The 15,332-nt window shown below is 68.3% G+C and carries 13 protein-coding genes; 7 read left to right on the top strand and 6 right to left on the bottom strand.

All coding sequences use genetic code 11. The features are described from left to right. Positions 1 to 7: 7 nt before the first annotated feature. The gene (pdxR, locus tag LOS8367_RS10295; RefSeq protein ID WP_085896412.1) at positions 8 to 1,519 is read right to left on the bottom strand and encodes a MocR-like pyridoxine biosynthesis transcription factor PdxR; all 1,512 of its coding nucleotides are present in this window, start codon (positions 1,517 to 1,519) and stop codon (positions 8 to 10) included. A 282-nt stretch (positions 1,520 to 1,801) separates the two neighbouring features. Here pdxR and LOS8367_RS10290 point away from each other — a divergent pair, with 282 nt between their 5' ends. The 5 genes from LOS8367_RS10290 (at position 1,802) to pta (ending at position 7,019) form a co-directional block, all read left to right on the top strand. Next, complete coding sequence (locus tag LOS8367_RS10290; RefSeq protein ID WP_207569253.1) at positions 1,802 to 2,203, top strand: nuclear transport factor 2 family protein; 402 nt, start codon at positions 1,802 to 1,804, stop codon at positions 2,201 to 2,203. A gap of 51 nt (positions 2,204 to 2,254) precedes the next feature. Further along, positions 2,255 to 3,649, top strand: coding sequence for an NAD(P)/FAD-dependent oxidoreductase (locus LOS8367_RS10285; protein WP_085896411.1), 1,395 nt, complete (start codon positions 2,255 to 2,257; stop codon positions 3,647 to 3,649). Positions 3,650 to 3,676: 27 nt separating this feature from the next. After that, positions 3,677 to 5,458 carry a sulfoacetaldehyde acetyltransferase gene (xsc, locus tag LOS8367_RS10280; protein WP_085896410.1) on the top strand — a complete coding sequence of 594 codons (1,782 nt, stop codon included), beginning with the start codon at positions 3,677 to 3,679 and terminating at the stop codon, positions 5,456 to 5,458. A gap of 143 nt (positions 5,459 to 5,601) precedes the next feature. Next, entirely contained in the window at positions 5,602 to 5,982 is a 381-nt protein-coding gene (locus LOS8367_RS10275) for a cupin domain-containing protein (RefSeq protein WP_085896409.1), read from the top strand. Further along, positions 5,979 to 7,019 (top strand): phosphate acetyltransferase, encoded by a 1,041-nt coding sequence (gene pta / locus LOS8367_RS10270; RefSeq protein WP_085896408.1) that lies wholly within the window; start codon positions 5,979 to 5,981, stop codon positions 7,017 to 7,019. The genes LOS8367_RS10275 and pta overlap by 4 nt, the downstream gene beginning before the upstream one ends. A 64-nt stretch (positions 7,020 to 7,083) precedes the next feature. Here pta and LOS8367_RS10265 read toward each other — a convergent pair whose 3' ends face one another. From LOS8367_RS10265 to LOS8367_RS10250, 4 genes are all read right to left on the bottom strand, one after another. Next, positions 7,084 to 9,564 (bottom strand): GcvT family protein, encoded by a 2,481-nt coding sequence (locus tag LOS8367_RS10265; RefSeq protein ID WP_085896407.1) that lies wholly within the window; start codon positions 9,562 to 9,564, stop codon positions 7,084 to 7,086. Then, complete coding sequence (locus LOS8367_RS10260) at positions 9,561 to 12,011, bottom strand: GcvT family protein (protein WP_085896406.1); 2,451 nt, start codon at positions 12,009 to 12,011, stop codon at positions 9,561 to 9,563. Before LOS8367_RS10260 ends, LOS8367_RS10265 begins: the two co-directional genes overlap by 4 nt. A gap of 16 nt (positions 12,012 to 12,027) precedes the next feature. Continuing rightward, a complete protein-coding gene (locus tag LOS8367_RS10255; protein ID WP_085896405.1) occupies positions 12,028 to 12,570 on the bottom strand; it encodes a helix-turn-helix domain-containing protein in 543 nt (180 codons plus the stop codon). Positions 12,571 to 12,932: 362 nt separating this feature from the next. Continuing rightward, complete coding sequence (locus tag LOS8367_RS10250) at positions 12,933 to 13,367, bottom strand: GNAT family N-acetyltransferase (RefSeq protein ID WP_085896404.1); 435 nt, start codon at positions 13,365 to 13,367, stop codon at positions 12,933 to 12,935. A gap of 190 nt (positions 13,368 to 13,557) precedes the next feature. On the opposite strand from LOS8367_RS10250, the gene LOS8367_RS10245 reads away from it, so the two are divergent. Together LOS8367_RS10245 and LOS8367_RS10240 are read left to right on the top strand one after the other, a co-directional pair. Continuing rightward, on the top strand, positions 13,558 to 14,268 hold the full coding sequence (locus tag LOS8367_RS10245; RefSeq protein ID WP_085896403.1) for a cytochrome c oxidase assembly protein: 711 nt from the start codon (positions 13,558 to 13,560) through the stop codon (positions 14,266 to 14,268). Next, positions 14,265 to 14,774, top strand: a complete 510-nt coding sequence (locus LOS8367_RS10240) for a CopD family protein (RefSeq protein ID WP_085896402.1) — start codon at positions 14,265 to 14,267, stop codon at positions 14,772 to 14,774. The genes LOS8367_RS10245 and LOS8367_RS10240 overlap by 4 nt, the downstream gene beginning before the upstream one ends. On the opposite strand, the gene LOS8367_RS10235 is transcribed toward LOS8367_RS10240, so the two are convergent. After that, positions 14,744 to 15,256, bottom strand: a complete 513-nt coding sequence (locus tag LOS8367_RS10235; RefSeq protein WP_085896518.1) for a DUF2231 domain-containing protein — start codon at positions 15,254 to 15,256, stop codon at positions 14,744 to 14,746. The two genes, LOS8367_RS10240 and LOS8367_RS10235, sit on opposite strands and share 31 nt — an antisense overlap. Positions 15,257 to 15,332 lie beyond the last annotated feature (76 nt).

The raw sequence follows: 15,332 nt of genomic DNA, 5'->3' as shown, positions 1-15,332 counted from the left end.
GAGGGGGCTACGACCCCGTTCGGCCCGGCTCGAATGCCATCGGCCGAAGCCGCCGGACCGTCTTCGCGATCCGCGCCACGCCTTCGGCGATCCGCTCGGAGGCGATGGAGGAGTAGCCGAGCCGGAAGAACGGGCAAGGCCCCTCGAACCGGTCAAAGAACGGTGCCCCCGGTTCGATCACCACGCCCTCGCCCAGCAGCGCCTCGGCGAGGGCATTCGAGCATAGCCCCGGCGGCCCCTCGACCCAGACGCTGGAGCCGCCGAACCGCGCCGCCCCGGCGATGCTGAGCCCGGTCCCCCTCAGCGCCGCCTGCATCTCCGAGCGCCGTTGCGCGAAGGCCCGGCGCAGCTCGCGCATCAGCCGGTCGTAATGTCCCTGTGCGAGGAAATAGGCGGCGGTGCGCTGCAGATGGCCCGGCGGGTGGCGCAGGATCAGCGCCCTGAGCTCGCGCGCCTCGGCGATGAAGCGGGCCGGCCCGACCAGATAGCCGAGCCGCAGGCCGGGAAACAGCGCCTTGGAAAAGCTGCCGACATAGATCACCCGACCGTCGCGATCGAGCGACTTCAGGGCCGGGCTCGGCGCCTCGAGAAAGCTCATCTCGAAATCGTAGTCGTCCTCGATCACCACGAAATCGCGCTCCGCGGCGGCACGCAGCAACTGGCGGCGGCGCTTGACCGGCATGGTCGCGCCAGTGGGTGCATGGTGGCTTGGGCTGACGAAGACCGCCCCCGTGCCCTCCGGGATGCGCTCGGGCGGCAGCCCGTGCTCGTCGACCTCGACCGTGCCGACATCCGCTCCGCACCAGCGCAACGCCTGCAGCGTGTCAGGATAGCCCGGGTTCTCGCCGATCGCCTTCAGCGGTCTTCGGGTCAGCAGCTCGGCCGCGAGCCACAGCGCGTTCTGCGCGCCGACGGTGATCAGGATCTCGTCCGCCTCGGCGCGGATCCCGCGCCGAGGCAGCATGGTGGAGCGGATATAGTTCACCAGCACCGGGTCGTCGGCTGCGGCCTGATCGCCGGCGAGGTCGAAGAAGTCGCGCCCGCCGCTGGCCTGACGGGCGCAGTCGCGCCAGGCGGCGTGGTCGAACAGGCTCGCATCCATCTGGCCATAGACGAAGGGGTAAGGCATGTGCCGCCAATCCCGCGGCTTGATCACCCGGCGTCGCTTCGACAGCCCCATATCGAGAAAGCCATCCCAGTCCGGGGCGCCCGGTCGCCGTGGTTCGGCCCGGATCGGACGCGGCAGCTCCGGCATGGCGCTCTGGGACAGCACATAGCCACGGCGGTCGCGCGCTTCGACAAACCCCTGCGCCACCAGCTCCTGATAGGCCAGCGTCACCGTCGTCCGGGCGATGCCGAGATGCGCTGCGAGCTTGCGCGACGAGGGCAGCGTCGCGCCGGGCGCGGCCTGCCCGGTGCGCAGCAGCGCCACGACCGTCTCGCGCAGCTGCGCCTGCAGGGCGCGCCCGGAGCTTCGGTCGAGAAAGAACACGTCCGAGGGAATTCTGCTGACCGGCATGGGCGCGAGGATCACCTCGAAACTGGACCAAGTCAAATCCGAAACTGGCCCTAATGAATGGCTGCAATCCGGGGCTTTCTCATCTGGCCGGGACGCATTCGGTGCGACGCGGTCAGGCTCAGGCGAGAAGCGGGGGACCAAGATGGTGATGACGGGTCATGCACGAGGCGATGCCCTCTCCCGTGACCGCCGCCCGGCACATCCCCGGCGGCCCTCGAGCGCGCCGCCGGCCCGCTTCACGTCCTGTGGCATCCCCATTCCCATGATCGAGGAGGAGACTTCATGTCCGCCCCACTGACCGAAACCCGCATGACCGCTGCCGATCTCGCCGCGACCTTCGAGGCGTTCAACCGGCACGACATCGACGCCGTGATGACGCATTTCGCCGATGACTGCGTGTTCTACACCGTCGCCGGTACGGAGGCGCATGGCACCCGGATCGAAGGACGCGCCGCCATCGCGCGCGCCTTCGAGGCGGTCTGGCAGGCGATGCCCGACGCGCATTGGGCGCACCATTCGCACTTCGTCGCGGGCGACCGCGCCGTCTCGGAATGGACCTTCTCGGGCACCGATGCCGACGGGATGCGCATCGAGGCCGAGGGCGCCGATCTTTTCACCATCCAGAATGGCAGGCTCGTGGTGAAGCAGGCGCTGCGCAAGAACCGCCCGCCCTTCAGGGCCTGACCCTGCCCCATCACGGCCCCTGCCCCTAGCCCCGATCCACAGGAGACGGACATGCTCGACCGGCCCCCCGCCACTCCCCTCCGCACGGCCTACGACCCGCGCTACGATCCGCTGACCGATGCCGGGCCTGGGCGGAGCCGCGACTATGCCCCGACCTATTGGATCGGCACCGCCGGTCCAGCGCCCGAGGATGACGGCCCGGTCACCGCCGACATCGACGTCGAGGTGGCGGTGATCGGCTCGGGCTATACGGGGCTTTCGACCGCCATCCACCTCGCCCGCGACCACGGCATCGAGGTCGCGGTGCTCGAGGCCAACGCCGTGGCCTGGGGCTGCTCGACCCGCAATGGCGGGCAGGCGCAGATCTCGGCCGGGCGGCTCAAGCGCTCGGAATGGATCGCGCGCTACGGGCTCGACACCGCCAAGCGGCTGCATGCCGAGATCGTCGAGGCCTTCGATATCTTCAACGATCTGATCGGCTCGGACGGGATCGACTGCGACCCGCAGCCCGGCGGGCATTTCTATATCGCTCACCGCGCCAAGGTGATGCCGAAACTCGTGGCCGAGGCGCGGCTTCTCAACGAGGTCTTCGGCTACGGCGCGCGCCTCATGAGCCGCGAGGAATTGCACGCGTGCCACGTGAAGGATCAAGAGGCGCATGGCGTCATGTGGGAGCCCGACGGCACCTCGATCCACGCCGCCAAGCTCGCCTTCTCCTATATCCGCCTTGCCCGCCGTCTCGGTGCGAAGGTCCATCCATCGAGCCCGGTCGAGGGCTGGACTACGAAAGGTGGCTACCACTACCTGCGCACGCCCGGGGGCACGGTGTGCGCGCGCCGCGTCGCCATCGCCACGGCGGGCTATACGCCACCCGGGCTCGACCGGCGGACCCGGCACCGACTGATGCCGGTACTGTCGAACTCGATCGTCACGCGGGTGCTGACCGATGAAGAGCGCGCCGCCTGCGGCTTCCGGACCGGCTCGCCCCTGACCGACACGCGCACGCTGCGGCATTACTACCGCTACCTGCCCGACGGCCGGGTGCAGATCGGCTCGCGCAGCGCCATCACCGGCCGAGATGCCGAGAACCCCAGGCATCTGGAGCTTCTGAAAAAGGGGCTCTACCGCAAGTTCCCCGCCCTGACCGGAATTTCGCTCGACTACTCGTGGTGGGGCTGGGTCGATGTCAGCCACGACATGATGCCCCGCATCACCGAGGCCGAGCCCGGCTCGGGCGTCTTCTATGCCATGGGCTATGGCGGCAACGGCGTGATGTATTCCGCGCAGGCCGGGCGCCGCATGGCCCAGCTCGTCGCCGGAGAGCGGCTGCCGGAGCTTCCGATCTTCGGCTCGGCGCTGCCGCATCACGGCCCGCTCACCCCGTTCCGCAGGCTCGGCCAGCGCATGCTCTACCCTTGGTACCAGTTGCGCGACGAGACCCTCTGAGACGCTGATCCTACAGGAGAACTCCCCATGAAAATGACCACCGAAGAGGCCTTCATCAAGGTTCTGCAGATGCACGGGATCGAGCATGCCTTCGGCATCATCGGCTCGGCGATGATGCCGATCTCGGACCTGTTTCCCGAGGCCGGCATCACCTTCTGGGACTGCGCGCACGAGACCTCGGGCGGGATGATCGCCGACGGCTACACCCGCGCCACCGGCAAGATGAGCATGGCGATCGCCCAGAACGGCCCGGGCATCACCAACTTCGTCACCCCGATCAAGACCGCCTACTGGAACCACACGCCGCTGCTGCTGGTGACGCCGCAGGCCGCCAACAAGACCATCGGCCAGGGCGGCTTCCAGGAGATCGAGCAGATGAAGCTGTTCGAGGACATGGTCTGCTACCAGGAGGAGGTGCGCGATCCCTCCCGCATCGCCGAGGTGCTGAACCGGGTGATCGCCAAGGCCTGGCGCGGCTCGGCGCCCGCCCAGATCAACGTGCCGCGTGACTTCTGGACCCAGGTGATCGACATCGAGCTGCCGCAGATCATCCGGCTGGAGCGTGCGGCGGGCGGCGAGGAGGCGGTGGCGCAAGCCGCGCGTCTCTTGAGCGAGGCGAAGTTCCCGGTGATCCTCAACGGCGCGGGCGTGGTGCTGTCGGGCGCGATCGACGCCTCGCGCCGGCTGGCCGAGCGGCTCGACGCGCCGGTGGCCTGCGGCTACCAGCACAATGACGCCTTCCCCGGCAACCACCCGCTCTCCGTGGGTCCGCTGGGCTATAACGGCTCCAAGGCGGCGATGCAGCTGATCCAGAAGGCCGACGTGGTGCTGGCGCTCGGCAACCGCCTCAACCCGTTCTCCACCCTGCCCGGCTACGGCATCGACTACTGGCCCAAGGACGCCAAGATCATCCAGGTCGACATCAACGCCGACCGGATCGGCCTCACCAAGAAGGTCGATGTCGCGATCCAGGGCGACGCGAGGAAGGTGGCCGAGCAGATCCTGTCGAAGCTCTCGGTCGAGGCGGGCGAGCGCGACCGCGAGGCGCGCCGCGACACCATCGCGCATCTGAAATCCCGCTGGGCGCAGGAGCTCTCCTCGATGGATCACGAGGAGGACAATGACGAGGGCATCACCTGGAACGAACGCGCCCGCGCCCGCCAGCCTGACCGGATGAGCCCGCGCCAGGCCTGGCGCGCGATCATGGCGGCGATGCCGCGCGAGGCGATCATCTCCTCGGACATCGGCAACAACTGCGCCATCGGCAACGCCTATCCGAGCTTCGAGGCGGGGCGGAAATACCTCGCGCCGGGCCTGTTCGGCCCCTGCGGCTACGGCCTGCCGGCGATCCTCGGCGCCAAGATCGGCTGCCCCGACACGCCGGTGATCGGCTTTGCCGGCGACGGCGCCTTCGGGATCTCGATGAACGAGATGACGGCGTGTGGGCGCGGCGACTGGCCCCCCATCACCATGGTGATCTTCCGCAACTACCAGTGGGGCGCGGAGAAGCGGAACACCACGCTGTGGTTCGACGACAACTTCGTCGGCACCGAGCTCAGCCTCGACGTGAACTACGCGCGTATCGCCGAGGGCTGCGGCCTCAAGGGCGTGCAGGTCACCTCGACCGAACAGCTGACCGAGGTGCTGCGCACCGCCGTCAAGGAGCAGATGGAGGACGGCGTCACCACCTTCATCGAGGTGGTGCTGAATCAGGAGCTGGGCGAGCCCTTCCGCCGCGACGCGATGAAAAAGCCCGTGCGCGTGGCGAGCATCGATCGCGCCGACATGCGCCCGCAGAACGTGGGCTGAGCCACGCCTCGGGAGGAAGGCGGACGGTTCCGCCATCCATCCGGGCGGGAGGGCACCGCGAGCTGAGGTCCCTCCCCATGACCGCGACGATGAACCCGCCGCTACCATCCCACGCCGCCACCGAGAGGCCCCGAATGAAGCGCATGGACTCTCCCACCGTCACCGGTTTCGCAGATCCAGGTCCCGCCGCCACGCATCGCCGCCTCGCCGACCTGCCCGACCGGGTGATCGAGGGCGACCCGCGTCATGAGACGCGGATCGTGCATCAAAGCCCGGTTGGCCGCTTCCTTGCCGGGACATGGCGATCGACCCCGGGCCGCTGGCGTGCCTTCACCGGGCGCGACGAGGTCTGCGTACTGACCGCCGGCCATGTCCGGCTGATCGCGGCCGACGGCACCGCGCGCAAGTTCCGCGCGGGCGACGCCTTCGTCATCCCCGATGGCTTCGAGGGCGAATGGGAGGTGATCGAGGCCGCCACCAAGCACTTCGTGATCCGTGACACCGCGCCAGGGGAGGCACCATGAAACCGCTGGAGACGCTGCTCGCCGATGCCGCCCGTTCCGAGCGCCGCATCGTGCTGAGCGAGGGCACCGATCCGCGGGTGATCGAAGCCGCGCTGATGGCCCGCCATGCGCGGGCCGCCCGGATCGTGCTGGTCGGACCCGAGAGCGAAATCGCCACCGCGCTGGCCGCGCATGGCCCCGTCCCCGACGGCATCGACATCGCCGATCCCGAAACCAGCCCGGATCTGCCGCGCATGGCCCGGACCTATCACGAGTTGCGTCGCCACAAGGGGGTGGACGAGGTGGCCGCCCTCGCGGCCGCCCGCCAGCCGCATGTCTTCGCCGCACTGATGGTCAGGCTCGGCCTCGCCGACGGCACGCTGGGCGGGGCGCAACTCACCACCGCCGAGATCGTGCGCACCGCGATCCAGGTGATCGGCAAGGCGCCCGAGGCCAAGCTGGTCTCCTCCTTCTTCCTCATGCTGTTCTGCGAGCGCCACCACGCCACCAAGGGCGCGCATGTTTTCTCCGATGCGGGCCTCGTGGTGGACCCAACGGCAGAGGAGATGGCCGAGATCGCCCGCGCCTCAGCTGCCTCGCTCGAAGCGCTGGTCGGCGAGACGCCGCGCGTGGCGATGCTGTCCTTCTCGACCCGCGGCTCGGCGGCGCATGAGCGGGTCTCCAAGGTGGCCGAGGCGACACAGCTCCTGCGCGCCACGGCACCCGGCCTCGCCGTCGACGGCGAGATCCAGTTCGACGCCGCCTTCGTGCCCGAGGTGGCCGCTGCCAAGGCCCGAAACAGCGCCCTCGGCGGCCGCGCCAACGTCTTCGTCTTTCCCAATCTCGACGCCGGCAACATCGCCTACAAGATCGCGCAGCGCGTCGGCGGCGCCATCGCAGTGGGCCCGGTGCTGCAAGGCCTCGCCAAGCCCGCCAACGATCTTTCGCGCGGCTGCTCCGCCGAGGACATCCTGCACATGATCGCCGTCACCTCCGCGCAATGCGCGGCAACCAATCGGAACGCGGCCCGCCTCGCCGGCGCGGCGCAGCCCGCGTGAGAACCGGCCCTGCCGGGCAACGGGGTGAACATCGGGGCGGGCAGGTCGCCCGCCCCGATGCCGTTCAGGCCTTCATCCGCTCCGATTTCGGATCGTAGAAGGGCTTGAGCGAGGCTTCGGCCGCGACCCGCGTGCCGGCGATCTCGATCTCGTAGCGCGAGCCGAGGAGGTCGCCCGGCGTCTCGCCCGCGCAGGGCACGTAGCCCATCCCCATTGCACCGCCGAACGCGTGACCATAGGCGCCCGAGGTGAGATGGCCGACGACCTCACCGTCGCGCAAGATCGGTTCGGCATGGTAGAGCAGCGGCTCGGGGTCGTTCAGGCGGAACTGCACCAGCCGCTTCTGCAACCCCTCCTCGCGCTTGCGCAGCACCGCCTCGCGGCCGAGGAAATCGGGCTTCTGAGTCTTCACCGCGAAGCCGAGCCCCGCCTCTAGCACGTGGTCCTCGCAGGTGATGTCGTGGCCGAAATGGCGAAAGCCCTTCTCCATGCGGCAGCTGTCCATCATGTGCAGCCCGCACAGCCTGAGACCCAGATCGGTCCCGGCCTCGGCCAGCGTCTCGAAGCCATGCGCGGCCATCTCGGTGGGCAGGTAGATCTCCCAGCCCAGCTCGCCGACATAGGAGACCCGGTGCGCCCGCGCGAGACCCATGCCGAGCTCGATCTCCTGGAACGTGTTGAACGGGTTGGCCTCGTTGCCGAAATCATTCGGTGAAACGCGGGTCAGCAGTTCGCGCGCGCGCGGCCCCATCACGGCGAGCACCGCCTCGCCCGAGGTGACGTCGGTGATCACCACCTCGCGGTCGCCCGCGAGCCGCCTCAGGCGGGTCTGGTCCGCCAGCCGCGTCGCCGCCGGGGTGACGACGAGATAGGCGGTCTCCGATAGCCGCGCCACGGTCACGTCGGCCTCGATGCCGCCGCGCGAATTGAGCATCTGCGTATAGACGATACGACCCACCGGCACCGACATGTCGCCGCCGCAGGCATGGTTCATGTAGGCCTCGGCGTCGCGTCCCTCGACCCTGATCTTGCCGAAGGAGGACATGTCGTACATGCCGAGATTCTCGCGGATCGCCATGTGCTCGCGCGCGGCGTTGTCGAACCAGTTCTGGCGACCCCAGCCATAGCGGTATTCGCGAGCCTGTCCCTCGTCGGCGAACCAGTTGGCACGCTCCCACCCCACAAGCTCGCCGAAGACCGCGCCGCGCGCCTCGAGATGCGCGTGCAGCGGGCTGCGCCGGACCCCACGCGCGGTGGCTTTCTGGCGATAGGGGAAATGATCGGCGTAAAGCAGGCCCAGCGACTCCTTCGCGCGTGCGACGAGATAGCTGCGGTTGCCCTGAAACGGCTGCATCCGCGCGATGTCGACATCGCCGAGGTCGAACGGCTTCTCGCCGCTGTCCATCCACTGCGCCAGCGCCATGCCGGCGCCGCCCGCCGACTGGATGCCGATCGAGTTGAAACCCGCCGCGACCCAGACATTGTCCATCTCGGGCGCCTGCCCCATGAGGTAGGAGGTGTCGGGGGTAAAGCTCTCGGGCCCGTTAAAGAAGGTGTGGATGCCGACCTCGCCGAACATCGGGACACGGTGCATCGCCTTTTCGAGGATCGGCTCGAAATGGTCGAAATCCTCGGGCAGCTGGTCGAACTCGAACGCCTCGGGAATGCCCGACATGCCCCATGGCTTGGCCACCGGCTCGAAGGCGCCGAGCATCATCTTGCCCGCGTCCTCCTTGTAATAGGCACATTCATCCGGCACCCGCAGCACCGGCAGCCGCGGCAGGCCGTCGATGCTCTCGGTGACGATGTAGAAATGCTCGCAGGCCTGAAGCGGCACGTTGACCCCGGCCATGCGGCCGACCTCCCGGCCCCACATGCCGGCGCAGTTGATCACCGTCTCGGCCTCGATCCGTCCGGTCTCGCCATGCGCGGCCCAGTCGAGGCCGGTGATCCGCCGCCCCTCGCGCCGCATTCCCGTCACGCGCACGCCCTCGAGGATCTGCGCGCCGCGCATCTTGGCGCCGCGCGCCAGAGCATGCGCGATGTTGGCCGGATCGCCCTGCCCGTCCTTTTCGAGAAAGACGCCCGCCAGCACGCCATCGAGATTGATATGCGGGTAACGCGCCGCGATCTCGCCGGGGGTGATCCGTTCCACGTCGACGCCGTAGGTGCGTGCCATCGAGGCCTGCCGGAAGATCTCCTCGCGCCGCGCCTCGGTCAGCGCCACGGTGATCGAGCCGTTGCGCCTGAAGCCCGTGGCGACGCCGGTCTCCTCCTCGAGCGCGCCATAGAGTTCCTGGCTGTATTTCGCGAGGCGGGTCATGTTCTGGCTGGCGCGCAGCTGCGCGATCAGCCCGGCGGCGTGCCACGTGGTGCCGGAGGTAAGCTGCTTGCGTTCCAGCAGCACGATGTCGGTCCAGCCAAGCCGGCTCAGGTGATAGGCGACCGAACAGCCGATGATGCCACCGCCGACGATGACCACGCGCGCCTTTTCCGGCGGCAGGGTCGATGCCGACCCCGTGCCCGGACCTTTCGCTTCGCTCATGCCTTGATCCTTTCATTGCTGGGATCCCACAGGCAGATCCCGTCCTGCACTCTGGCGGGACGCCGATCGCCGCGGATATCGATCTCGAGCGCCGTGCCCGGCGCGCTGTCCGCGGTCTCGACCATGGCCAGCGCGATCGCGGCGCCGACCCGGTAGCCATAGCCGCCAGAGGTGACCTCGCCGACGATCCGGTCGCCCTGCCAGACCGGGGCCGAAGCGGGCGCATCGCTTTCGGGCGCATCGACGATCAGCGATACGAGCCGTCGGATCGGCCCGGCCTCGGCCTGCGCCGCGAGCGCCGCCTTGCCTGGGAAATCGGCCGGTTTGCCGAGCGCCACGAAGCGGTCGAGCCCGGATTCGAGGGCAGAATAATCGCTCGAGAACTCGCGCCGCCAGGCGCCATAGCCCTTCTCGAGGCGCATCGTGTCCAGCGCGTACATCCCGAAGGGACGCACCCCCGCCTCCATCAGAGCATCATAGATCGCCTCCATCTCGGCATTGGCGGCGTGGATCTCCCAGCCCAGCTCGCCCGCGAAGCAGACCCGCACCAACAGCGCCGGGCGACCGGCGACGCGCGCCTCCTGATGGCTGAGCCATGGCAGCGACAGGTCGCCATCGCTTATGCCTTGCAGGACCGCCCGGCTCGTGGGGCCGCAAACCACGAGGGTCGAGATCTCGCGGCTGCGATCGGTGAGGGTGATCGAGCCGTCGTCGGGCAGCGCCGCGCGCAGGAGGTCCGCGTCGTGCCACTGCGCCGAAGCGGCGCCGATCAGCGTCACCAGGTCGCCCTCGTGGCGCAGCACCGAGAACTCGGTGCGCACATGGCCGCGCGCATCGCAGACATAGCCGAGCGAGAGCCGTCCCGGCTTCGGCAGCCGCCCCGCGATGAGCCCGTCGAGCCAATCCGCGACACCCGGCCCTTCGATCTCGAAGCGGGCGAAGCCCGGCAGGTCGAGCAGGCCCGTGCCGCTCCGCACCGCCTCGACCTCCTCGCGGATCCGCGCCTCCCACGGGCCGTGGCGCGACCAAGTCTGCGTTGCAGCTTCGCTCAGATCGTCGCCGGGCTTTGCGAACCAGTTGGCCCGCTCCCAGCCGCCATAGACGCCCATCTGCCCGCCCGCGTTCTTGATCCGCTCGTGCAGCGGCGACAGCTTGCGGTCGCGCCCGGCCGGCCATTCGTGACGCGGGAAATGCATCGCGAATTCATGACCATAGACTTCGCGCGCCTTGTCGACGCAATAGTCGGGATCGGTGTAGTCGGTGAAGCGGCGCGGATCGACCGACCAGCAATCCCACTCGGTGCGGCCATGGATCACCCATTCCGAAAGCACCTTGCCCGCCCCGCCCGCCTGCGCGATGCCGAAGGTGAAGGCGCAGGCCTCGAAGGCGTCGGGCACGCCGGGCATCGGCCCGATCAAAGGCAACCCGTCCGGGGCATAGGGGATCGGCCCGTTGATCACCTTGTTGATGCCGGTCTCGGCCAAGAGCGGCACCCGGCCCATCGCGTCCTCGATATAGGGTTCAAGCCGGTCGAGATCGTCCGAGAAGAGCTGGAAGCTGAAATCCTCGGGCATCGGGTCGCCATCGCCGCACCAATGGGCGCGGCATTCCCGCTCATAGGGACCGAGATTGTAGCCGTGCTTTTCCTGGCGCAGGTAATAGGAGGTGTCGACGTCGCGCAGCAGCGGCAGCTTGCGCCCGGTCTCACGGCTCCACGCCTCGATCTGCGGGATCTCGTCGGTGAGCATGTATTGATGTGCCATCACCGCCAGCGGCACCGGGCGGCCGCCGAAGGGCTCGAACCATTTGCCGACCCGGCCCGCGTAATATCCCGCCGCGTTGACCACCTTGTCGCAGGCGATCTCTCCCTTCTCGTGCTCGACCACCCAGCGGCCGTTCTCGCGCCGCACCCCCGTCACCGGGCAGAAACGGATGATCCGCGCGCCAAGCTCGCGCGCGCCCTTGGCAAAGGCCTGGGTCAGCTGCGCCGGGTCGATGTCGCCGTCATGCGGATCGTAGAGCGCGCCCGCCAGATCATGGGTCTCGATGAACGGGTAGCGCGACTTGATCTCGTCGACATCCAGCAGCTCGATTGGCAGGCCCTGCCGGTCGCCCATGGCGCGGACATGGGCGAATTCCTGCATCCGCGCCTCGCTGTGCGCGAGGCGGATCGAGCCGGTGACATGGTAGTTGAGCGGATAATCGACCCGCGCGCCGAGCTCGCGGTAGAGCCGGGTCGAGTAACGCTGCATGTTCATCACCGCCCAGTCGGTGGAGAAGATCGGCACGTTGCCCGCGGCGTGCCAGGTGCTGCCGGCGGTCAGCTCGTGGCGCTCCAGCAGGACGCAGTCGGTCCAGCCCGCGAGGGCGAGATGGTAGAGGGCCGATGTGCCCACCGCCCCCCCGCCGATGATGACGACACGCGCTGTGGTGGGCAACTGGGACATGTTGGCCTCTCTGAACTCAGTAGACGGGGGGCGAGATCACCCACAGGGCGATCGCGGGTTCGGCATGGGGGTTGGCCCAGCGATAGGGCTCGTTTCGGATGCGGAAGCTGTCGCCCGAAGCGACTGTGAACTTCTCGGGCCCGAACCAGAGGTCGAGCCGGCCCGACAACATGAAGCCGATCTCCTGCGTGGCGCGCTGCATCGGCGTCTCGAGGGCGCTGCCGGGCTCGAAACGGGAATGCACGATCTCGAAGCTGTCGGTGAGATCGGGCGAGATCAGCGTCTCGAACAGGCCCTCATGCCTGTCGCCGATCGGGCGCCGGCGGTCGGCGCGCACGATGCGCCCCTCTTCCCGCGCGGCCTCCGGCGCGGGCTGCGACAGCAGCGCCGGCGCGACGCCGAGTACCGCCGCGAGCCGCTCCAGATCCTCGGCCCCGATCCGCGACAGGTCACGCTCGACCTGAGAGGCCCAGCCGACCGACCGGCCCATCGCGCCGGCAAGCTCCGCCAGCGTCATGCCGCGGTTGCGGCGCAGTGTCCTGAGATCGGCTCCCGTCATCACGAATCGCGGTCCATCGCTGTGTCAGGTGGAGCCTCACACGGTTCGTGAAATTTTCAAAGATTTTTTCACGAGCGCATTCGGTGGACACTTCCCAGGTCGGCCTCCACTGCTTACGGGTGACTGCGAGATCTGACGGAGCGACATGCGAAGGGCGTAGTTGTCCGGACAGGCCGAACTTTCCCCTGTTCGTGGCATGGCCGTGACCCACCCTCGCGCCGCGGTCCGGCTCGGCCAGCTCGACCGGTCGGAAATTTCCAATTGGCAATTGGCGCATTGGCCAGATTGGCGAGGCGTGCAGGTATCGGATTGAAGGCAGCACAGGGATCGCCCGCTGACCCGTATCAATCGCTTCGCGGCGATCACGCATCCATCGCGCCATCCCAGTCATAGGCGACCAGGTCTCGCGTTTCCCTCGCCTCGAGCCGCCGGTAGAGCGCTCGTGCGGCATGATTGTCCGCCTCGGTGGCGAGCCAGACCCCCTTGCATCCGCGCGCACGTGCCACCTCGATCAACATACCGCAGAGCGCCGTGCCAATGCCCTGCCGCCGCGATCGCTCGATGACGCCGACCTCGTTGATGAAGAGGGCCGGTTTCTTGTCGGGGTGAAGCAGCACGGTGCCGGACGCGAAGCCAACCACGGCGTCACCGACCGTCGCGAAGACCAGCACGTGACCTTCATCGGCCAGGAATCTTGCCAGCTGCTCCGGATCGACCGCGTGGTCGAAAATCTCGGCACCCCGGAGACGGTGCGCGTTGCCTGGGTCGAGCAGGTGGTAAAGCGCTTCGCTACCCATGCCCGAAAAATAGGATGCTTAGCTATGTCCCCGCAATGGCCAGGCCGGGCGTTTTCCCGGCCCCATACCCGATTGCGGACACGCGTCAAATTTATGCGACCATCGGTAGAACCCGAGCCGATCCGGGACGTTCGGTTCAGTGGGATGGCCGAAACCGGGCGCCTGCGCGAACGGGGCGAGGGGATGCCGGATGTCGGAGTGGATATTGCCGGGGAGCTATTGCGGCGCGGCACCGCTGCCAGAAAACGCGCTGCAATCGTGGAATTTCGATCCCCTGCTGCTGGGCGCCCTGTTCGTCATGGCGATCGCCCTGCGGCACAGCCGCGCCGGCCTCGCCGCGACGGCGGTGCTGGCCCTCGCCTTCGTCTCGCCGCTCTGCGCGATGGCGGTGGCGCTGTTCTCGGCACGGGTCGTGCACCACGTGCTGCTGGTGGCCGTAGCGGCACCGCTGCTCGCCGCCGCGTGGCCCAGCCGCCGCTCCTCGGGCGCCGCCCTGCCTTTCCTGATCTCGACCGCCCTGCTCTGGGCCTGGCATCTGCCTGCCGCCTATGACCTCGCGCTGCGCGACATCGCTGTCTACTGGATCATGCAGCTGAGCCTGCTGGGCTCAGCCGTCTGGTTCTGGCGCGCCGTGCTGGCCGAGCGATCGGCCATCGAGGCGATGCTGTGGACGCTGGCCGGGCTCATGCAGATGGGGCTGCTCGGCGCAATCCTCACCTTCGCCCCGGCGCAGCTCTACGCGGCGCATGCGCTGGCGCCGCTCGGCTGGGGCCTCTCGCCGCTGGCCGATCAGCAGCTCGGCGGGCTGATCATGTGGGTGCCGGCGATGCTGCCCTATCTCGCGGTGATCGCCCTCTCCGCGCGCCGCGGCTGGCGCATGGCGGAGCGTGCGGCGGCATGAGCTGGCTCGCCGGGCTGATCCCGCATCTGAAGGCGCTGCATGTCGGCATGCTGCTGCTGTGGTGCGGCGGGCTCTTCGCGCTGCCATTGATGCTGTCGCGGCACGACCCGGCGATCGGCCAGAGCGATTACGATCGCATCCGCCGCGCCACCCATTACGCCTATACCTATTTTGTCACGCCCTCGGCGGTGCTTGCCATCGCCTCGGGCACCGGGCTGATCTTCCTGCGCGAGGTCTTCGTGACATGGATGTTCGCGAAGCTGGTCTTCGTGGCGCTGCTGGTGAGCTTTCACGTCTGGGTCGGCTACGTCCTCGTCGCGGTGGCCGAACGCGAAGGCGCGCACCGGGCGCCGAACCCGGTGCTGCCGCTCGTCCTGCTACTGGTGCCGATCCTGACGATCCTGGTGCTGGTCCTCGCCAAGCCGGAGCTCAGCGAGATCCCGGTGCCCGGCTGGCTCGCAGAGCCGCGCGGCAATCAGCTGCCTTTCGACGTGCCCAGACGATAATCGAAAACGAGTTTGCCGCCATGCCATCCCGTGACCATCACCACGAGCACGTTGAAGCCCGACATCAGGATGCCGTAGGGCAGCACCGCCGCCTCGTAGCCCTGCAGCCGGTAGCCCCAGTTCAGCCCAAGCAGCGACAGCAGCAGCACCGCGATCACGAAATGGGTCCATGCCGGGGCGCGGATGCGGATGCCGGGAACCAACAGCAGCTCGGCGGTGCCCGTGGCGCCTGCGGCGAGGCCGAACAGGAAGGCCGTACCCGCCGCCCAGATCGCGGCGCGGGCCCAGAACAGCTCGCCAGACCACCAGTAGAGGACGTCGGCCCCGAAATTGCAGAAGGTCAGCGCCACCGGAAAGGCCACGCTCATCGCGTGCAGCGGATGGCCCCAGATCCCGACGAGGGATTCTGTCTGGTCGTAGCCCGGCGCTTCCGCGATCGGATCGACCAGATCCTCCTTTTCGTTGATCATCTCTTCCGCCATGCCCGGCCTCTCCTGCGCAGTGGTGTCGCCGGCTCAACACTCCTGCTGCTCGCCGGTTGCGAAGAGAGCCTTTCGG

The organism is Limimaricola soesokkakensis (assembly GCF_900172345.1).
Lineage (GTDB): Bacteria > Pseudomonadota > Alphaproteobacteria > Rhodobacterales > Rhodobacteraceae > Limimaricola > Limimaricola soesokkakensis.
The sequence above is the reverse complement of the archived record's forward strand: the minus strand, read 5'-3'. Positions and strand labels throughout refer to the sequence as shown.